Source organism: Thalassobaculum fulvum (genome assembly GCF_014652915.1).
Lineage (GTDB): Bacteria > Pseudomonadota > Alphaproteobacteria > Thalassobaculales > Thalassobaculaceae > Thalassobaculum_A > Thalassobaculum_A fulvum.
The window spans coordinates 308,805-327,516 of sequence record NZ_BMZS01000001.1 but is presented as its reverse complement, the minus strand read 5'-3'; the positions used below and the strand labels follow the sequence as shown (position 1 = coordinate 327,516).

Here is an 18,712-nt window from a genome sequence, read left to right as displayed (position 1 = left end):
GAGGCTACAGGAACACCCCGGCTCCCGCAGCCGCAAGCGTCGGGTCGGGCCGGCGTCCCCGACGGCCGCGGTCAGCGCATGCCGCGCTCGATCTCGGCGATGATCTCGTTGTTGCTGGCCCGCGCCATGCCGGGGATCAGCAGGGCGTCGACCGCCCACCACAGCACCGGCACCACCAGGATGACGTAGCCGATCAGCACCACCGACAGGACCGTGCCGACCACCCAGAGCACCAGCATCAGCACGCCGCTGAGCATGTAGCCGAGATAGAACCGGTGCAGGCCGAGCCAGCCCAGGAAGAACCACAGCAGATAGGCCACCAGCACCGATTTCCTGGCGGCCTCGAAGCGCATGATCCGGCCGGCCTCGCCCGGTCCGCTCGGTGCGTCGCTCATTGCGGGCTCCGGTGCACTGGGGCCGCCGTCAGGCGCGCTCGATGGCGGCGATGATCTCGTTGTTCTTCGCGCTGGTCATGCCCGGGATCAGGAACAGGTCGACCAGCAGCCAGACCGCCGGGACGAGCAGGATCACCGCGCCGATCGCCACCACCGACAGGACGACGCCGACGACCGTGAGCCCGAGCAGCGCCAGCGCGCTGGTCGTGCGGCCGAGATAGAACCGGTGGACACCGAAATAGCCGAGGAAGAACCACAGCAGGTACGCCACCAGCACCGACTTCCGGTTCGCCTCGAACCGCATCAGGCGGCCGGCCTCGTCCAGCCCGCCGGCCTTCGCCTCCGTACCCTCGGCCATGCCAGGATCCCTCCGCTGATCGCCCCGGTCGAGTCTACACCTCGACCGGGGCGTCGACCAGCGGTTGCAGGAAGCACGGCGGCCCCGACTCAGCCGGCGAAGTCGGCCTCGCTCATGCCGACCTCGAGGCCGGCCCGACGCATCTCGCCCCAGGTGTTGTCGTCGATCCAGATGCCGTTGGCGGTGCGCTCGGCCGTGGTCTCGCGCTCCGGATCGCCCGGGAACCGGACCTTGTCGAAGCCCTGGGCCGGCTTCGAGGACGAGACGTGCTCGACCAGCCTGTCGATCTCGTCGCGGAACGGGATGTCGGCGCCGAAGCCCGCCGGATCGATGACGATCATCAGCATGTTGTTGCAGATCGTCTCCTGGTCCATCAGCTCGTCGCGGGCGGTGCCGCCGCCGGTGATGCCGGCCGCCAGGATCTCGCAGATCATCGCCAGGCCGTAGCCCTTGTGCTGGCCGAAGCTCAGCATCGCGCCGTACGGCTCCTCGAAGATCACCTTCGGGTCGTCGGTCGGCACGCCGTCCGGGCCGATCAGGGCGTCGGACGGGGTCTTCTTGCCGGCGTAGTAGGCGACCCGGACCTTGCCCTGGGCGACCCGCGAGGTCGCCATGTCGAGCACGATCATCGGGTTCTTGTCGGTCGCCGGGATCGCGGTGCAGTACGGGTTGGTCGAGTAGCGCGCCTCGTAGCCGCCCCACGGCGCCACGTACGGCCGGTGGCCGGTGGTGTTGACGTAGTGGATCGAGATCAGCCCGGCCCGGGCGCACATCTCGCCCCAGGCGCCGATCCGGCCCATGTGGTGGGTGCGGCGCAGGCCGACGATCGCGGCGCCCTTCTCCTTGGCCCGGGCGATCGCCATCTCGGTCGCCTCGCGGCACACCGTCTGGCCATAGCCCATGTTGCCGTCGAGCAGCAGGTAGACGCCGTTGTCGGACACCACGGTCGGCCGGGCGCCCAGGTTCATGGTGCCGGCACGGGCGTGCTTCATGTAGCGCGGCGCGAGCCCGACGCCGTGGCTGTCGTGGCCCATCAGGTTGGCCTGGACCAGGTTCACCGCGACCGCCTCGGCCTCGGCCCGGTCGCTGCCGGCGCCCTGGATCATGCGCGTGACGATGTCGGTCAGGCGCTCGTGCCCGATGATCATCGGTGCTCCTCTCCCTTGGATGTGATTGTTCGCGGAAAGCGATTCGGCGTGGTTGCGCGGAAGCCTACACCGTCTCTATATCTGCCGTCATGAGCGGTTTGCCCTTCACCAAGATGCACGGCCTCGGCAACGACTTCGTCGTGGTCGACGGCCGGACCCGGCCGGCGGCACTGACGCCGGCGCAGTACCGTGCGGTCGGCGACCGGCGGCGCGGGGTGGGCTACGACCAGTTCCTGACCATCCTGCCGCCGAGGAACGGCGGCGTCGCCTACATGGCGATCCACAACCCCGATGGCTCCGAGGCCCAGGCCTGCGGCAACGGCACCCGCTGCGTCGCGTCGCTGCTGATGCGCGAGACCGGCCGCCGCGAGATCGCCCTCGAGACGGTCGCCGGCCGGCTGATCTGCACCGATGCCGGCGACGGCCGGGTCACCGTCGACATGGGCCCGGCCCGGCTGAACTGGGACGAGATCCCGCTCGCTGCCGCCGTCGACACCCTCTCCTTCACCGTCCCCGGGGCCGAGGCGTTCGGCCCGGCGACCTCGGTCAACATGGGCAACCCGCACGCCGTGTTCTTCGTGCCGGACGCCGAGGCGGTGGACCTGACCGGCGTCGGCCCGGGCATCGAGCACAACCCGCTGTTCCCGGAACGCGCCAACATCGAGTTCGCGACCGTGCTGGCGCCCGACCGCCTGCGCATGCGGGTGTGGGAGCGCGGCGCCGGCATCACCCAGGCCTGCGGCTCCGGCGCCTGCGCGACCCTGGTGGCGGCGGCCCGGCGCGGCCTCACCGAGCGGCGCGCCACCGTGGTGCTGGACGGCGGGGCGCTGGAGATCTTCTGGCGCGAGGACGGGCATGTCGAGATGACCGGGCCGGTGGCGACCAGCTTCGCCGGCACGCTCGATCCCGACCTGCTGGCCGGCTGACATTCCCGGTGGCGGCATGAGCCTGGTGGTGGTGGGTCGTCCCCGGCTGAAACCCGCCGACGCCGCCTGGATCACCGCGCTCCGCGACCGCCACGGCACCGAGCTGGCGGCGCCCGGGCTCGGGCCGCACGTCACCCTGGTGTTCCCGACCGACGCCACCGACACGACGACCGCGACCGGCCACCTGGCGATGGTCGCCGGCGAGACCCCGCCGCTCGACCTGGCGTTCCGCTGTGCGCTGGCGGTACCCGACCCGGAGTCCGGCGACAGCTTCGTGTACCTGGTGCCGGACGAGGGCTTCTCGAGCCTGGTGCGGCTGCACGACCGGCTGTATTCGGGCCCGTTCGCCGAGGCCCTGCGGCTCGACCTGCCCTACATCCCGCACGTCACGCTCGCCCGGATCGCCGAGGCCAAGCTGGCGCGGGCCCTGGCCGACGACCTGAACGGCCAGGAGCCGGAAATCCACGCCCGGCTGGAAACCGTCGAGCTGTTCCGGCTCGACGGCCGGGACCCGGCACGCCGGCTCGCCGAGATCGCCCTGCGCGGCTGACGGCCCTTGCATTCCCGCCCCCGCGCGGGCATCTACCGGCCATGACCCCCGCCGCCGACCACGATTCGCCCGCGCAGGCGCCCGGCACCAACCGGGTCGAGACCTTCGGCTGTCGGCTGAACGCCTACGAGTCCGAGGTGATCCGCGGGCACCTGGACGCCGCCGGCAAGTCCGGCGCCATCGTGGTCAACACCTGTGCCGTCACCGCCGAGGCCGAGCGCCAGGCCCGCCAGGCGATCCGCCGGCTGGTCCGCGAGAACCCGGGTGCGGAGATCGTGGTGACCGGCTGCGCCGCCCAGATCGACCCGGCCCGCTACGCCGCCATCGAGGGCGTGGCCCGGGTGATCGGCAACGAGGAGAAGATGCGGGCCGAGACCTGGGCTCAGGTCGATGCTCCAGCCATCCACGTCACCGACATCATGCAGGTGCGCGAGACCGCGGCCCACCTGGTCTCGGAGTTCGACGGCCGGGCCCGCGCCTTCGTGCAGGTCCAGCAGGGCTGCGACCACCGCTGCACCTTCTGCATCATCCCGTTCGGCCGCGGCAACAGCCGCTCGGTGCCAATCGGCGCGATCGTCGAGCAGGTCCGCACCCTGGTGGCCGCCGGCTACCGCGAGGTGGTGCTGACCGGGGTCGACGTCACCTCGTTCGGCGGCGACCTGCCGGGCCGGCCTACGCTCGGCCAGATGATCCGCCGGCTGCTGGCGCTGGTGCCGGAGCTGGAGCGGCTGCGGCTGTCCTCGGTCGACCCGGTGGAGATCGACGACGATCTGTTCCGGCTGATCGCCGACGAGGAACGGCTGATGCCGCACCTGCACCTGTCGCTGCAAGCCGGCGACGACATGGTGCTGAAGCGCATGAAGCGCCGGCACCTGCGCGACGACGTCGTCCGGCTGGTCGAGAAGGTCTGCGCCCTGCGCCCCGACACCGCCTTCGGCGCCGACGTGATCGCCGGCTTCCCGACCGAGAGCGACGCGATGTTCGAGAACACCGCCGCCCTGCTGGCCGGGCTCGGCATCCAGCACCTGCACGTGTTCCCGTACTCGCCGCGCCCCGGCACCCCGGCGGCCCGCATGCCGCAGGTCCCGGCCGACATCCGCAAGGCCCGGGCCGCCCGGCTGCGGGCGATCGGTGCCGCCAACCTGGACGCCTGGCTGGCCGGCCGGGTCGGGCTGCGGGACCGGGTGCTGATCGAGGCCGACGACGCCGGCCGCGGCGAGAGCTTCGCGCCGATCGCCCTGGAACCGGGCCATTCCGCGGAGCCCGGCGCCGTGGTTCCCGTCACCATCCTCGGCGTCGAGGCCGGCCGCCTGATCGGCCGTCCGCTGCTGCGCGCCGCCGCCTGAATGCCCGTCACGCCGGAGATCCCCGCATGAGCGCCGAGCCGACCACCCCCGAGAAGAAGGGCTGGTTCGCCCGGCTGCGCGAGGGCCTGTCGAAGTCGTCGCGCCGGCTGGTCGACGGCATTTCCGGGCTGTTCGTCAAGCGCCGGCTCGACGCCGCCACGCTCGAGGAACTCGAGGATCTGCTGATCACCGCCGACCTCGGGGTCGAGACGGCGGCGAAGCTGACCGCCAACCTGGCGCGCGAGAAGTTCGACAAGGAGGTCACCGGCGACGAGGTGCGCGCCGCCTTCGCCGCCGACATCGCCGAGATCCTGGCCCCGGTGGCGGTGCCGCTGGAGCCGCGCGAGGTCCCGAACAAGCCGTTCGTGGTGCTGATGGTCGGGGTCAACGGCTCCGGCAAGACCACCACCATCGGCAAGCTGGCCCGGCAGTGGACCGGCGCCGGCAAGAAGGTCGTGCTGGCCGCCGGCGACACCTTCCGGGCCGCCGCCATCGAGCAGCTGCGGGTCTGGGGCGAGCGCACCGGCTGCCCGGTGATCGAGAAACCGCACGGCTCCGACGCCGCCGCCCTGGCCTACGACGCGCTGGTCGAGGCCCGGGCCCGCGGCGCCGACGTGCTGCTGGTCGACACCGCCGGCCGCCTGCAGAACAAGGCGGCGCTGATGGACGAGCTGGCCAAGGTGATCCGGGTGCTGAAGAAGCAGGAGCCGGACGCCCCGCACGCCACCGTTCTGGTGCTCGACGGCACGGTCGGCCAGAACGCCCACCAGCAGGTCAAGGCGTTCCGCGAGATGGTCGACGTCACCGGCCTGATCGTCACCAAGCTGGACGGCTCGGCCCGTGGCGGCATCGTGGTGGCGCTGGCCCAGAGCCAGGGCCTGCCGGTGCACGCGGTCGGCGTCGGCGAGGGCGCCGACGATCTACGCCCGTTCGAGCCCCGGGCCTTCGCCCGCTCGTTGATGGGCATCGAGGAGTAGGGCGCCCTACGACGCCTCGTCCGGCGCCCTCAGCTCGACCCAGCGGACGTCGTGGGTCTCGGCGCCGCTGATCACCGCGCCGCCGGCTTCGGAACGCGCCTCGAACACGGTCAGGCCGATGATGTGGTCGGCCGGGCCGCCGGCCGGGCCCAGCGGAAGCGCGACGCGCAGGCCGCGGATCCGCAGGCCGCTGCTGGTCGGGTGCTCGCTGTCGACGAAATACGCCGCCGGGGTCTCGATCACCCGCCGCCAGCGCCCGATCACCTCGGCCGCCGAGCCGGCTTCCAGCAGGTCGCTCACCCGCTTGCCGGCGATCGACCCCTGGTAGCGCAGGTTGATCGCTTCGCCGGCCAGCCGGTAGACGAAGTCGGCCCCGCCGTCGACCACCCTGACGACGTAGACCCGCGACAGCGACCACCGGATGTCGACCGGGTCGATATCGGCGAAGGCCGGCATCAGGCGGCCGGCCGCCCGGTCGATCCAGTAGGCGACGAACCGGCGGAGGTCGTCGGGCGCCCCGGGCGGCACGAGATCGTCGGGCGAGCGCAGCATGTCAGCCCCCCGGTCCGGCGAACAGCCCCGGCCCGGCGCCGGCGGTCGGTCGCAGCGGGACCCAGCGGACATCGACGACGCCGGGCTCGGCGATCGACGAACGCCCGGGCACCGGCGCCTCGAACGCCGCCATGCCGATCAGATGGTCGACCGGTCCATCGGCCGGCCCGAGCGGCATCACCACGCGCCGGCCGTGCAACAGCAGCCCGTTGGTGGTCGGGTGACGGCTCTCGGTGTAGCAGGCCGCAGGCTCGCCGACCACGCGCCGCCAGCGGTCCAGTATGCCGGCGACCGAGCCCGCCCGGAACAGCCCGGCGACGCTCCTGCCGGCCACCGAGCCGCCGTGACGCTCGTTGATGCGCTCGCCGGCCAGCCGGTAGACGAAGTCGGCGCCGCCGTCGACGACCTGCACGACGAACAGCCGGGACAGCGCCCACGGCACCGCGACCGGGTCGAATTCGGCGAACGCCGGCATCGCCCGGCCGGCCGCCAGCGCGATCCAGTAGCCGACGAGCCGCCGCAGGTCGGCCGGCGCGGTTTCCGGGAGCAGCTGCTCCGGACGGCGGAATGCCCCGCTCACGGCCCTGGCTCCACCACCTGGCGGCCCGCTCAGAACATGGTCTCGACGACGCGGTCCGGCGGGGTGTGCCCGTCGGCGAACGACCGGATGTTGACGATCACGCGCTCGCCCATGTCCCGCCGGCCCTCGATCGTGGCCGATCCCATGTGCGGCAGCAGCACCGCGTTGTCGAGGGCCAGCAGCTCCGGGTTCACCTGCGGCTCGTGCTCGTAGACGTCGAGCCCGGCGCCGGCGATCCGCTTCTCGCGCAGCACCTCGACCAGGGCCGACTCGTCGATCACCTCGCCGCGCGCGGTGTTGACGATATAGGCGTGCGGCTGCATCAGGCCGAGCCGGCGGCGGTTCATCAGGTGGTAGGTCGCCGGGGTGTGCGGACAGTTGATCGACAGGATGTCCATGCGCCCGACCATCTGGTCCAGGTTGTCCCAGTAGGTCGCCTCCAGCTCCTCCTCCAGTTCCGGGTGCACCCGCCGGCGGTTGTGGTAGTGCACCGACAGCCCGAAGCCGCGGGCCCGGCGGGCGACCGCGGTGCCGATCCGGCCCATGCCGACGATCCCCAGCCGCTTGCCGTGGATCCGGTGGCCGAGCATCCCGGTCGGCGACCAGCCGGTCCAGGTGCCGGTGCGGATCAGCGCGCTGCCCTCCACGATCCGGCGCGGCACCGCCAGGATCAGCGCCATGGTCATGTCGGCGGTGTCCTCGGTCAGGACCCCGGGCGTGTTGGTGATGGTGATGTGCCGGGCCTTGGCGGCGCGCAGGTCGATGTGGTCGACCCCGGTGCCGAACGAGGCGATCAGCTTCAGCCGCTCGCCGGCCTGCTCGATCAGCGCCGCGTCGATCCGGTCGGTGACCGTCGGCACCAGCACGTCGGCCTCGCGCATCGCCGCCGCCAGCTGGTCCTGGGACATCGGCGCGTCGCACAGGTTCAGCCGGGTCTGGAACAGCTCCATCATCCGGGTTTCGACCGGATCCGGGAGCTTGCGGGTGACGATGACCAGCGGCTTGCTATGCGGCATGGACTCCTCCCGGGCCCCCGGCATTCCGTCGTCAGCGCCGGGGCCACGCCGACGTTCGTCGGTTCCGGCATCGGTTAGCAGGGCCGCGACCGGCTGTCACGCACCCCGTGCAGTCGGCCGTATATCGTAGGCGCGCCGCTTAACGGGCGCTATGGATAGCGGTATAAGCCTTCTGACGACAGGGATGACCACCGCACCGATGCGACGCGCCGCGCTCCTCGCCCTCCTCGCCCTGGCGGCCGCCTCCGGCCCGTTCGCCGGCGCCGCCCCGCGGCCGGCCCGGGCGGCCACGGTCGGCACCGAGACCGGGCTGCCGATCCCGCGCTACGTGACCCTGCGGGCCAGGGAGGTCAACGTCCGCGCCGGCCCCGGCGTGCGGTATCCGATCGACTGGGTGTACCAGCGCCCGAACCTGCCGGTCGAGGTGATCGCCGAGTTCGACACCTGGCGGAAGATCCGCGACCCGGACGGCACCGAGGGCTGGGTGCACCAGTCGATGCTGTCCGGCCGGCGCACCGTGGTGGTGATCGGCGGCGAGCACCTGCTGCGCCGCACCCCGGACACCGCGGCGCCGGCGGTGGCCCGGCTGGAAGCCGGGGTGATCGGCTGGCTCGACGGCTGCCGGAAGGACTGGTGCGAGATCGAGGTCGCCGGGCTCGACGGCTGGATCCACCGCAGCCACGTCTGGGGCGTGCGCGCCGACGAGGCCGGGAAGTAGCGAAGGGCACCCGCCCAAACGCGCCTCATCCCGGGCGCCGCGCAGCGGTGACCCGGGACCCAGGACCCGCCACGTAGGTCCCGGCTCCGGTCCGCCGTCGGCGGCCCGGTCCGGGATGAGGACGGCTGGCGTCAGTCGAAGTCCTTCGACAGCGCTTCGCGGACCGCCTCCGGCAGGATCGTCATGTGGGCGTAGCCCGGGTGCTTGAGGCCGAGCACGACCTCGGTGCCGGGCGCCGCGAACGCCTTGGCCTGCTCGTCGCTGAAGTTGAAGTGCAGGAACTGCACCGACGAGGCCTTGCCGTCGGCCGTCGTGCGGTCGACGTCCTCTTCCGCCTTCGCAACGATCTCGTGGCCGGCGAACCGCATGAAGCCGGTCTCCTCGACGCCGCCGAGCTTGGACAGCACGTTCTTGCGCACCACCGGGTTGTCGATCTCGAACATCAGGGTGGCGACCAGCTCGCGTCCGTTCGGGATCAGCGGGTTGTAGGCCTCCAGCTCGTCGGGGATCTGCGCCTCGCCGCCGCGCTCGATGAACAGCATCTCGTGGATCTGCTGCCACATCGTCTCGTAGTTCTCGAAGTAGAACGTGGCGTGCGGGCCGAGCGGCACCCGGCGGTTGCGCTTGACGTCGACCAGGGCGCGCCGCTTCTCGGCCCGGACCTTGGCGTACTCGGCCATGTCCATGATGTCGGCGCGGGTGATCTCCTTCGCCATGACGGTCGTTCCTCTGCTCTGGTGGGCGCGGCCGGGAGGACCGGGCGCGTCGATCGTTCCGGTTCCGGTCAGAGCCCGTAGGCCTTGGCCAGCAGCTCGATCGGGTGATGGGTCTCGGCCGGGATCGCGGCCTCGCCGTCGATCCGCTCCATGCCCTGGCGGATGTGGTCGGCGGCCAGCGGGCAGCCCGACGCCAGATAGGCCTTGCCGGCCTGGCGGGCCTGCCGCGCGACCGGCTTGCCGACCTTCAGCGCGACCTCGAAGTTCTGCTTCATCACCCCCCAGGAACCGCCGTGGCCCGAGCAGCGCTCGATCACCTTGAGGTCGGCCTCGGGGATCAGCTTCAGCAGCTCGGTCGACTTCTGGCCGATGTTCTGGGCGCGGGCGTGGCAGGCGATGTGCAGGGTGACCCCGCCGTCGAGCGGCTTCAGCCCCGCGGCCATGCCCTCGTTGCGGGCGATGTCGATGACGTACTCGTCGATGTCGCGGGTCGCCGCCGACAGCGCCTTGACGTTGTCGTCGTCCGGGCACAGCAGCGGCCACTCGAACTTCAGCATCAGCACGCAGGACGGCACCAGGCCGATCACCGTCCAGCCCTCGTCGACCCTGGGCCGGAGCTCGGCCGCGACCTTGCGGGCGGTCTCGGCGACCCGGGCGACGTCGCCGTGCTCCATCTGCGGCATGCCGCAGCACGCCGGGTAGACCACCTCGGTGTCGACCCCGTTGTGGGCCAGCACCTTGCGGGCGGCGAGGCCGATGTCCGGGTCGTTGTAGTTCGAGAAGCAGGTGGCGTAGAGCAGCGCCTTGCGGCCGAACGCCGGGGCGGCGCGGTTGACCTCGGGCACCTCGCTCTTCGCCTGCAGGGTCAGCGGGCGGGCGTGGTACTTCGGCAGGTCAGCGTCGCGGTGCACGCCGAGGGCCTTCTCGATCAGCGGCCTGGTCAGGCGGTTCTTGTTGTCGGCGGCCCAGTTGCAGAGCCCGGCGACCGGGCGCGCCAGGCTGCCGTTGCGGTCGGTCTCGGTGAGCTGGCGCTCGCTCCAGGGGATCTCGCCCTTCTTCAGCTCGACCGCCCGGTAGCGCAGCATCAGGTGCGGGAAGTCGAGGTTGAACTCGTGCGGCGGCACGTACGGGCACTTGGTCAGGAAGCACATGTCGCAGAGCGTGCAGGCGTCCACGACCGGCTTGAAGTCGGTGCTGGAGACGGTGTCGAGCTCGCCGCTCTCGGATTCGTCGATCAGGTCGAACAGCCGCGGGAAGCTGTCGCACAGATTGAAGCACCGCCGGCAGCCGTGGCAGATGTCGAAGATCCGCCGAAGTTCCTCGTCCAGCTTGGCCTCGTCGTAGAAGTCGGGGTCCTGCCACGGGATCGGGTGGCGGATCGGGGCTTCCAGGCTGCCTTCGGCCATCGCGGCGGCTCCTCGCGGCGCAGGTCGTTACGGAGAAGGAACGACGGCCCCGGCAACGCGTGCCGGGGCCGTCGCACGGTCGTCAGGCGTCGAGCGCGTCCAGGGCCTTCTGGAACCGGCCGGCGTGGCTCTTCTCGGCCTTCGCAAGGGTCTCGAACCAGTCGGCGATCTCGTCGAAGCCCTCGTCGCGCGCGGTGCGCGCCATGCCCGGGTACATGTCGGTGTACTCGTGGGTCTCGCCGGCGATCGCCGCCTTCAGGTTCAGCGCGGTGTCGCCGATCGGCTCGCCGGTCGCCGGGTCGCCGACCTCCTCGAGGAACTCCAGGTGGCCGTGGGCGTGGCCGGTCTCGCCCTCGGCGGTCGACCGGAACACCGCGGCGACGTCGTTGTAGCCCTCCACGTCGGCCTTCTGGGCGAAATACAGGTAGCGGCGGTTGGCCTGCGACTCACCGGAGAACGCGGCCTTCAGGTTGTCCTCGGTCTTCGAGCCCTTGAGCTGGGTCATAGTCGTCTCCACTCGGCGATTGCGAAATCGGACCGGCCCGCGGACCGGCGGGGTCTGGAAAGCGGTATCCAGGCACCCGTCGACGAGCCTGCGCGCTTTATAGAAAGCACGTACAGGGACGGTCAACCTGTTTTGAATTGTTCTAAAACGTGGACCGGCTGAACGTCGGCGTACAACCCGCCGGGTATTGTTCGGCCCGCCTGGACGCAGGCATTCACCGGTTCCGCGCCAGAGCATGGTACGCGCCGACGGCCGGGAGCCCCATCCCGAAAATGCGCGCGAAATGACGCACCCGGCCGGCGGCTCGCGACCGGCGAAGGTCGCTCCGTCGATCGATCGGGCGGGGGAGGCAGCCGGTCCGTCCGGCCCGCCTCAACGCCGGGCCTGGACCGCTTCGCCGGCCAGCGTGACGAAGTACAGCAGGATCTCGCAGGCGGTCAGGGCCGTGATCTGCGCCGGCCCGTCGAGCGGCGGGCAGTAGCAGACCACGTCGGCGCCGCACAGGTCGATGCCCCGAAGCCGGTCGAGCAGGCCGAACAGCTCGCGCGAGGTCAGGCCGTTCACCTCCGGGTCGGCGACCGCCGGGGCATAGGCGATGTCGAGCACGTCGAGGTCCAGGCTGACGTATGTCGGGCCGGTCCCGACGATGCCGCGCACCTCCTCGGCCACCCGCTCGATCCCGCTGGCGAGCACCTCCTCCAGGGTGATCACCCGGAAGTGCTCGTGCGACCAGTCGTCCTGGTCCAGTGCCGCGACCGGACCGTGAAAGCCGATCTGCACGGTCCGCGCCGGATCGATCAACCCCTCCTCGACACCGATCCGGAACGCCGCACCGGCGTGGTTGGCGGTCCCGGACAGCGGCGGCGAACTGTCGCAGTGCGAGTCGAAGTGGATCATGCCGATCGGGCCGCCGTGGCGCGACCCCGGGCCGGCGATGCCGCGCAGCACCGGCGTGGTCACCGAATGGTCGCCGCCGACGGTGACCGGGACGATCCCCCGCTCGTCGACCCGCCGGTAGAACGCCTCGGCGTCGGCCGCCGTGATGTCGGGGTTCAGGATGCCGGACATCGGCACGTCGCCCAGGTCGCTGATCCGGGCGCCGGCGAACGGATCGGTTCGCATGCTGCGCAGGATCCGACGGTACGACATCGAGCGGTTGCGGATCGCGCGCGGCGCCAGGTACTGCATCCGCTCGACGGCGTTGCCGCCGCTGTAGGGAAAGCCGATCAGGCCGATGTCGGTGTCGGCCATGTCCGGCCGGTGCGGGCAGCGCAGCAGGGTGGCGACCCCGTGCCAGTGCCAGTAGGCCATGGTGGGATCGTCGGCGCCGAAGCCGGTTTCGGGTCCCGTGGTCATGGTGCAGCCTCCCTCACGCGCCCGTCGCCGCGGGCTTGAGCGGGATGGTAGTCCCGATCCGCGGGGGTGCATCGTGAAAAGTGCGGGTGGCCGTCAGGGCCGGGCGACCCGGCCGGGGGCCGCCTACCGGCTGCGGATTCGGATCACCAGGTCGACCCGCTCGATCTCGGTGCCCGGCGGCGGCGCCGGCAGGTCGCCGATCGCGATCTCGTCGCCGGGGATGTCGGTCAGCATGCCGGTGCCGGCGTCGAAGAAGTGGTGGTGGCCGCCGGTGTTGGTGTCGAAGTACGAACGGCCGGCCTCGACCACGACCTCGCGCAGCAGGCCGCCGTCGGTGAACTGGTGCAGGGTGTTGTAGACGGTCGCCAGCGACACCGACACGCCGGCGCCCTCGGCCTCCGAGTGCAGCTGCTCGGCGGTCACGTGCCGGTCGGCGCCGTCGAACAGCAGCCGGGCCAGCGCCAGCCGCTGGCGGGTCGGGCGCAGCCCGGCTTCGCGCAGGCGGTCGAGGGCGGCGGCGTACGGGCGTACAGGCATCGGCGGTTCCGTCGGACGCGGTCCGGCCCGCTGGCGGGCCGCAGGGGTTGCAGGATGAGAACGGCTATCACGAAGCGGCTGTTGTGGCAACGCACGGGCCGGCCTGCGGAATCCCGAAGCGCGCGGGACTTTGCAAGTCGGCGGCGCATATGATTTGCTTCGCCCTTGAAGTCGGCTGCCGGGTCGGTTACCTCGGAGCCAAGGGACCGTCGCTCCCGAGAGGGCGGGAGCGGTGAGGTGAATGTTGGCCAGAGGCGGCGCGCGACCGGGAGTGGCGCGGAACGCCGGGTACCAAGGGGGAAATCTGAGTTGGATTTTCGGAAGCGCAACAGCTTCTCCTACAAGGACCTGCTCGAATGCGCGCACGGGCGCCTGTTCGGGCCGGGCAACGCACGGCTGCCGCTGCCCCCGATGCTGATGTTCGACCGCATCACGCGCATCTCCGAGGAAGGCGGCGCCAACGGCAAGGGCGAGGTTGAGGCCGAGTTCGACATCAAGCCGGACCTCTGGTTCTTCCAGTGCCACTTCGAGGACGACCCGGTGATGCCGGGCTGCCTCGGGATGGACGCGCTCTGGCAGCTGCTCGGCTTCACCCTCGGCTGGCTCGGCGGCCCCGGCTCGGGGCGCGCCCTGTCGGTCGGCGAGGTGAAGTTCACCGGCCAGGTGCTGCCCACCGCCAAGCTTCTGAAGTTCCACCTCGACCTGAAACGGATCATCAGCCGCAAGCTGTTCCTCGGCATCGCCGACGGCTGGGTCGAGTGCGACGGCGAGCGGGTTTTCGAAGCCAAGGACATTCGCGTCGGCCTGTTCGCCAATCCGGCGACGGCCATGGCCTGACGGAGGACGCATTGCGCCGCGTCGTCATCACCGGGATCGGTATCGTCTCCAGCATCGGCAACAACAAGGAAGAGGTGACGGCCTCGCTCAAGGCCGGCCGCTCCGGGATCGTGTTCGCCGAGGAATACCGGGAGATGGGCTTCCGCAGCCACGTGCACGGCTCGCTGAAGCTCACGCTTGCCGACCATATCGACCGCAAGCTCCTGCGCTTCATGGGCGACGGGGCGGCCTACAACTACATCGCCATGCAGGAGGCGATCGCCGATTCCGGGCTCGAGGAGCGCGAGATCAGCCATCCGCGCACCGGCCTGGTCATGGGCTCCGGCGGGCCGTCGACCCAGAACATGATGCTGGCGTTCGACACCGCCCGCGAGAAGGGCCCGAAGCGGGTCGGGCCGTACATGGTGCCGCGGGTGATGTCGTCGACCAACTCGGCGAACCTGTCGACCATCTTCAAGATCAAGGGCCCGAGCTACTCGATCAGCTCGGCCTGCTCGACCAGCGCCCACTGCATCGGCAACGGCACCGAGCTGATCCAGCACGGCCGCCAGGACATCGTGTTCGCCGGCGGCGGCGAGGAGCTGCACTGGACCCTGTCGGTGCTGTTCGACGCCATGGGCGCGCTGTCCTCGAAGTACAACGACACCCCGGAAAAGGCCTCGCGGCCCTATGACGTCGGGCGCGACGGCTTCGTGATCGCCGGCGGCGGCGGCGTGGTGGTGCTCGAGGAACTCGAGCACGCCCGTGCGCGCGGCGCCAAGATCTATGCCGAGGTCGTCGGCTACGGCGCCACCTCGGACGGCGCCGACATGGTGGCCCCGTCCGGCGAGGGCGGCGTGCGGTGCATGCGGATGGCGCTCGAGAACGTCGACGAGCCGGTCGACTACATCAACACCCACGGCACCAGCACGCCGGTCGGCGACATGCCGGAGCTCGAGGGAATCGCGGAAGTGTTCCGGACCCGGAACAAGATCCCCTTCATCAGTTCGACCAAGTCGATGACCGGCCACAGCCAGGGCGCGGCCGGGGTCCACGAGGCGATCTACACGCTGCTGATGATGAACGGCAGTTTCATCGCCCCGTCGATCAACATCGAGACGATCGAACCGGAGGCGGAGAGCCTGCCGATCGTCCGCGAGACCATGCTCGACCAACCGATCAGGATGGCGCTGTCGAACAGCTTCGGCTTCGGCGGCACCAACGCGGTCCTGGCGATGCGCCGGTTCGACGCCTGAGGCGAGACATGCCCCGCTGCGGGCCGACTTCGAGAGGGCCCGCGACGGTGCTGGCCCGGCCGACCGACGAAGGAAGACCATGAGCGAGACCGCTGTTCCCCGCCCGATCATGGCCGGCAGGCGTGGCCTGATCCTCGGGGTCGCCAACGAGAAGTCGATCGCCTGGGGAATCGCGTCGGCGGTCGCCGCGCACGGCGCCGAGCTCGCCTTCACCTACCAGAACGACGCGATGCGCAAGCGGGTCGAGCCGCTGGCGGCGTCGGTCGGCTCCGACCTGGTCATGCCGTGCGACGTCGCCGACCCGGCCAGCCTGGACGCCGCGGTCGCCGCGGTCGCCGCGCGCTGGGAGCGCATCGACTTCGCCGTGCACGCGGTCGCCTATTCCGACAAGAACGAGCTCAAGGGCCGGTACTGCGACACCAGCCGGACCAACTTCCTGAACACCCTCGACATCTCCTGCTACTCGTTCACTGCGCTGGCGCAGCGCGTGGCGCCGCTGATGACCGCCGGCGGCAGCCTGATCACCCTCACCTATCTCGGCGCCGAGCGCACGACCCCGAACTACAACGTCATGGGCGTCGCCAAGGCGGCGCTGGAGGCCAGCGTCCGCTACCTGGCCGCCGACCTCGGCCCGGACGGCATCCGGGTCAACGCGATCTCGGCCGGGCCGATGCGCACGCTCGCCGGCTCGGCGATCGCCGATGCGCGCTACACCTTCCGGTACTCCGAGAGCGCGGCGCCGCTGAAGCGCAACGCCAGCCTGGAAGAGGTCGGGCGGACCGGCCTGTACCTGCTGTCGGACCTGTCGGCCGGCGTCACCGGCGAGGTCATGCACGTCGACGGCGGGTTCCACACCGTCGCGATCCCGCGCCCGCAGAACGGCGCGACCATGCCGTCGGAGCAGTGACCCGCCGGACCGTCACAGATCGATCCGGAATCGCAACGTCTCGCCGCCGCCATAGACCGCGTCCTTGACGAAGCGCTCGACCAGCCGCCCGCCGTTGGCGGTGACGACGCGCTGCGAGGCCGGATTGCCGGGATCGGCGGTCAGCTCGACATGGCTCAGGCCGCGCGACGGCATCCCGGCCTCCCGCAGGGCCGCCAGCAGCAGGCGCAGGGCGGCCGTCGCATAGCCGCGGTTGCGCTTCCACGGCACCACCGCATAGCCGATGTGGCCGAGCACGTGGGCCGGCAGCCGGGCGGTTCCGGGCTGCCAGCGAAAGCCGATCGATCCCGCGACCTCGCCGTCCCAGATCCAGCGCCGGAACCCCGGCAGCCGCGGCACCACCGAGCCGTCCGGCAGGGTGATCGGCCCGCCCCGGCCCTCCGGGTCGTCGAGGGCGGCGACGAACCCCGCGGGGTCGCGCTCGATCCGCGCCAGTTCCTCGGCGCCCGCCACCGACCGGGTGTTGTCCGGCGACCAGCCGCGACGAAGCGCCGCGCAGTAGGACGGCAGCGCCGCCAGCGACGGGATGATCAGGGTGCAGGGCGCCATGGGGCCAAACCTCCCGTCCCGGGGTCGCGCATCGCCGCCGGGACCGGCCGCCTTATCGCCCGCCCGGAGCGGTTGTGGCAATCTCCGCCACCCGCCCCCGCACAGGTCCGTGTCATGTCCGTCATCACCACCGTCGAACAACTCGAAGCGCTGTACGGCGTCCCCGGCGAAGCCTCGACCGCCAAGGAGATCGACCGCATCGTCCCGCAGTACCGGGCGTTCATCGAGGCCTCGCCGTTCGTGGCGCTGGCGACCGCCGGGCCCGAGGGCCTCGACTGCTCGCCGCGCGGCGACCTCGCCGGCTTCGTGCGGGTCCACGACGAGCGCACGCTGATGATGCCCGACCGGCGCGGCAACAACCGCGTGGATTCACTGCGCAACATCGTGCGCGACCCGCGGGTCGCCCTGCTGTTCCTGATCCCCGGCTCCGGCACCACCGTCCGGGTCAACGGCCGCGCCAACCTGGACACCGACCCGGCCCTGTGCGCCGCCTTCGAGATCGACGGCAGGCCACCCCGATCGGTGGTCGTGATCGCGGTCGAGACCGTCTATTTCCAATGTGCCCGGGCGATCATCCGTGCCGGTCTGTGGGACCCCGCGAGGCACGTCGACCCCACGTCCCTGCCGACCCCGGGGCAGATCCTGGCGACCCTCAGCGAGAACCGGGTCGGGGGCGACGGCTACGACCGCGAGTGGCCGGAGCGGGCGGCGAAGACGATGTGGTGACGACGACCGGGCCGGTGCGCCGGGCATGGCCTCGGAAAGCCGGGCGCCACCTGTCGTTATTGGCCGGCCCGGCCCGCACAACCAATGGAATTTTATTTCAAATCCCGGCTTCGCATATTGACCCAGATCAATTGATTCCGCGCCCCGGTCGTCGACTGTCCGGCGACCAGCCACTCTCCGAAATGACACGCGGCCGTGATCCCCTGCTCGCCCCGACGACCTCGCCGCACCGACCACCACCGGGAGCAGGCCGCCGCCCCGAGGGCAGGGGTGCGCCGGCGATCCCGGGCGGCGGGTGCGGCCCGGTCCTTCCGCACGCTGGCGGCAGCGTGTCTGCTGGCCGCCGCGGCTCTGTCGCTGTCCGGTGCGACGGTCGCCGCCGCCGGCCTGACGGTTCCGGTGATGCGGATCTCCACCGAGAACTCGGCCGGTCACATCCAGACCAGGGTCGTCGCCCGGTTCGCCGAGCGCCTGCGTGACCGGCTCGCCGGGCGGCTGACGGTCGAGCACCGGTTCGACGCTGCATTGTATCGCGACCGCGAAGTCATCCAGGCGGTGTCCCGCGGCAACGTCGAGATGGCGGTTCCGGGCACCTGGCAGTTCGACCGGTTCGAGCCGAGCGTCAGCGTGTTCCTGCTGCCGATGTTCTTTGGCCGGACGTCGGAGGTGAACTACCGGTTGCGTGACGGGCCGATCGGGCAGGAGATCAACCGACGGATCGGCTCGCGACTGGGGGTGACCGTGCCGGGACGCTGGATCGACCTCGGCTACGTGCACCTGTACGGCGTCGGCGCCCGGATCGCGGCGCACGACGACGTCGCCGGCGCACGCATCCGCGTTGCCGGCGGCCTCGCCAACGCCCTGCGCCTCGAGGCCTTCGGCGCGACCCCGATGACGATCCCGTGGCCGGACCTGCCGGAGGCCCTGCGGAAGCGCCGGGTCGACGGCATCCTGACGAGCAACGCCACCGTCGTGAGCGCCCGGCTGTGGGAGCACGGGGTCAACACGACCCTGCAGGACCAGGAATACTTCGCGCAGTACGTCCCGATCATCTCGAACGCGTTCTGGCGGCGGCTGCCCGAAGCCACCAGGGCGGCGATCGTCGAGACCTGGGAAAGCGTGGTCGGCGAAGCCCGCGAGATCGCGGCACACGCCCAGTCCGAGGCGCTGGCGACCCTGGCCGCGCACGGCGTGGCGATCACCGCGCCCGACCCGCAGACCCTGTCCGCGCAGCGCCGCAGGCTGATGGCCCGGCAGGACGCCATCGCCGCCCGCCTCGGCATCGATCCGGCGTTCGTCGCCCGTGTCTCCGCGGCGCTGGGGGACGGCTGAC

22 protein-coding genes are annotated in these 18,712 nt (G+C 71.2%); 10 read left to right on the top strand and 12 right to left on the bottom strand.

Annotated features, from left to right (window positions below):
- Positions 1-71: 71 nt before the first annotated feature.
- From IE246_RS01535 to IE246_RS01525, 3 genes are all read right to left on the bottom strand, one after another.
- A complete protein-coding gene (locus tag IE246_RS01535) occupies positions 72-395 on the bottom strand; it encodes a TM2 domain-containing protein (protein WP_189987146.1) in 324 nt (107 codons plus the stop codon).
- A gap of 28 nt (positions 396-423) precedes the next feature.
- Positions 424-753, bottom strand: a complete 330-nt coding sequence (locus IE246_RS01530) for a TM2 domain-containing protein (RefSeq protein ID WP_229836212.1) — start codon at positions 751-753, stop codon at positions 424-426.
- Between the two features lie 89 nt (positions 754-842).
- Entirely contained in the window at positions 843-1,901 is a 1,059-nt protein-coding gene (locus IE246_RS01525) for a malate/lactate/ureidoglycolate dehydrogenase (protein WP_189987145.1), read from the bottom strand.
- A gap of 89 nt (positions 1,902-1,990) precedes the next feature.
- Between IE246_RS01525 and dapF the strand changes: the two genes are divergently transcribed.
- Genes dapF through ftsY form a run of 4 tightly spaced genes read left to right on the top strand, consistent with a single transcriptional unit; the run spans position 1,991 to position 5,700 of the window.
- Positions 1,991-2,827 (top strand): diaminopimelate epimerase, encoded by an 837-nt coding sequence (gene dapF, locus IE246_RS01520; protein WP_189987144.1) that lies wholly within the window; start codon positions 1,991-1,993, stop codon positions 2,825-2,827.
- A 16-nt stretch (positions 2,828-2,843) separates the two neighbouring features.
- Positions 2,844-3,377 (top strand): 2'-5' RNA ligase family protein, encoded by a 534-nt coding sequence (locus IE246_RS01515; protein WP_189987143.1) that lies wholly within the window; start codon positions 2,844-2,846, stop codon positions 3,375-3,377.
- Positions 3,378-3,418: 41 nt separating this feature from the next.
- Complete coding sequence (mtaB, locus tag IE246_RS01510) at positions 3,419-4,723, top strand: tRNA (N(6)-L-threonylcarbamoyladenosine(37)-C(2))-methylthiotransferase MtaB (protein ID WP_189987142.1); 1,305 nt, start codon at positions 3,419-3,421, stop codon at positions 4,721-4,723.
- A gap of 26 nt (positions 4,724-4,749) precedes the next feature.
- On the top strand, positions 4,750-5,700 hold the full coding sequence (gene ftsY / locus IE246_RS01505; protein WP_189987141.1) for a signal recognition particle-docking protein FtsY: 951 nt from the start codon (positions 4,750-4,752) through the stop codon (positions 5,698-5,700).
- A 6-nt stretch (positions 5,701-5,706) separates the two neighbouring features.
- On the opposite strand, the gene IE246_RS01500 is transcribed toward ftsY, so the two are convergent.
- From IE246_RS01500 to IE246_RS01490, 3 genes are read right to left on the bottom strand one after another with little or no spacing between them, the layout of a single operon-like run.
- On the bottom strand, positions 5,707-6,252 hold the full coding sequence (locus tag IE246_RS01500) for a PAS domain-containing protein (RefSeq protein ID WP_189987140.1): 546 nt from the start codon (positions 6,250-6,252) through the stop codon (positions 5,707-5,709).
- Between the two features lies 1 nt (position 6,253).
- A complete protein-coding gene (locus tag IE246_RS01495) occupies positions 6,254-6,832 on the bottom strand; it encodes a PAS domain-containing protein (RefSeq protein WP_189987139.1) in 579 nt (192 codons plus the stop codon).
- 29 nt (positions 6,833-6,861) lie between these two features.
- Entirely contained in the window at positions 6,862-7,848 is a 987-nt protein-coding gene (locus tag IE246_RS01490; protein ID WP_189987138.1) for a 2-hydroxyacid dehydrogenase, read from the bottom strand.
- Positions 7,849-8,032: 184 nt separating this feature from the next.
- Between IE246_RS01490 and IE246_RS01485 the strand changes: the two genes are divergently transcribed.
- Entirely contained in the window at positions 8,033-8,566 is a 534-nt protein-coding gene (locus IE246_RS01485) for an SH3 domain-containing protein (RefSeq protein ID WP_229836210.1), read from the top strand.
- Between the two features lie 131 nt (positions 8,567-8,697).
- On the opposite strand, the gene IE246_RS01480 is transcribed toward IE246_RS01485, so the two are convergent.
- From IE246_RS01480 to irrA, 5 genes are all read right to left on the bottom strand, one after another.
- Positions 8,698-9,282 carry a DUF3501 family protein gene (locus IE246_RS01480; RefSeq protein WP_189987137.1) on the bottom strand — a complete coding sequence of 195 codons (585 nt, stop codon included), beginning with the start codon at positions 9,280-9,282 and terminating at the stop codon, positions 8,698-8,700.
- A 68-nt stretch (positions 9,283-9,350) separates the two neighbouring features.
- A complete protein-coding gene (locus IE246_RS01475; RefSeq protein ID WP_189987136.1) occupies positions 9,351-10,688 on the bottom strand; it encodes a (Fe-S)-binding protein in 1,338 nt (445 codons plus the stop codon).
- An 82-nt stretch (positions 10,689-10,770) separates the two neighbouring features.
- Complete coding sequence (locus IE246_RS01470) at positions 10,771-11,193, bottom strand: rubrerythrin family protein (protein WP_189987135.1); 423 nt, start codon at positions 11,191-11,193, stop codon at positions 10,771-10,773.
- A 372-nt stretch (positions 11,194-11,565) separates the two neighbouring features.
- A complete protein-coding gene (locus IE246_RS01465) occupies positions 11,566-12,549 on the bottom strand; it encodes an arginase family protein (RefSeq protein WP_189987134.1) in 984 nt (327 codons plus the stop codon).
- A 123-nt stretch (positions 12,550-12,672) separates the two neighbouring features.
- Positions 12,673-13,086: an iron response transcriptional regulator IrrA gene (gene irrA / locus IE246_RS01460; protein ID WP_189987133.1), complete on the bottom strand. Its 414-nt coding sequence runs from the start codon at positions 13,084-13,086 to the stop codon at positions 12,673-12,675.
- A gap of 309 nt (positions 13,087-13,395) precedes the next feature.
- On the opposite strand from irrA, the gene fabA reads away from it, so the two are divergent.
- The 3 genes from fabA (at position 13,396) to IE246_RS01445 (ending at position 16,065) form a co-directional block, all read left to right on the top strand.
- The gene (gene fabA / locus IE246_RS01455; protein ID WP_189987132.1) at positions 13,396-13,923 is read left to right on the top strand and encodes a bifunctional 3-hydroxydecanoyl-ACP dehydratase/trans-2-decenoyl-ACP isomerase; all 528 of its coding nucleotides are present in this window, start codon (positions 13,396-13,398) and stop codon (positions 13,921-13,923) included.
- Between the two features lie 11 nt (positions 13,924-13,934).
- Positions 13,935-15,158 (top strand): beta-ketoacyl-ACP synthase I, encoded by a 1,224-nt coding sequence (gene fabB / locus IE246_RS01450; protein ID WP_189987131.1) that lies wholly within the window; start codon positions 13,935-13,937, stop codon positions 15,156-15,158.
- A gap of 79 nt (positions 15,159-15,237) precedes the next feature.
- Positions 15,238-16,065 (top strand): enoyl-ACP reductase FabI, encoded by an 828-nt coding sequence (locus IE246_RS01445; RefSeq protein ID WP_308434471.1) that lies wholly within the window; start codon positions 15,238-15,240, stop codon positions 16,063-16,065.
- A gap of 12 nt (positions 16,066-16,077) precedes the next feature.
- On the opposite strand, the gene IE246_RS01440 is transcribed toward IE246_RS01445, so the two are convergent.
- Positions 16,078-16,653 (bottom strand): GNAT family N-acetyltransferase, encoded by a 576-nt coding sequence (locus IE246_RS01440; protein ID WP_189987130.1) that lies wholly within the window; start codon positions 16,651-16,653, stop codon positions 16,078-16,080.
- 114 nt (positions 16,654-16,767) lie between these two features.
- Between IE246_RS01440 and IE246_RS01435 the strand changes: the two genes are divergently transcribed.
- Complete coding sequence (locus IE246_RS01435) at positions 16,768-17,379, top strand: pyridoxamine 5'-phosphate oxidase family protein (RefSeq protein WP_189987129.1); 612 nt, start codon at positions 16,768-16,770, stop codon at positions 17,377-17,379.
- Positions 17,380-17,649: 270 nt separating this feature from the next.
- Positions 17,650-18,711 (top strand): TRAP transporter substrate-binding protein DctP, encoded by a 1,062-nt coding sequence (dctP, locus tag IE246_RS01430; RefSeq protein WP_189987128.1) that lies wholly within the window; start codon positions 17,650-17,652, stop codon positions 18,709-18,711.
- The last annotated feature ends 1 nt before the right edge of the window (position 18,712 follow it).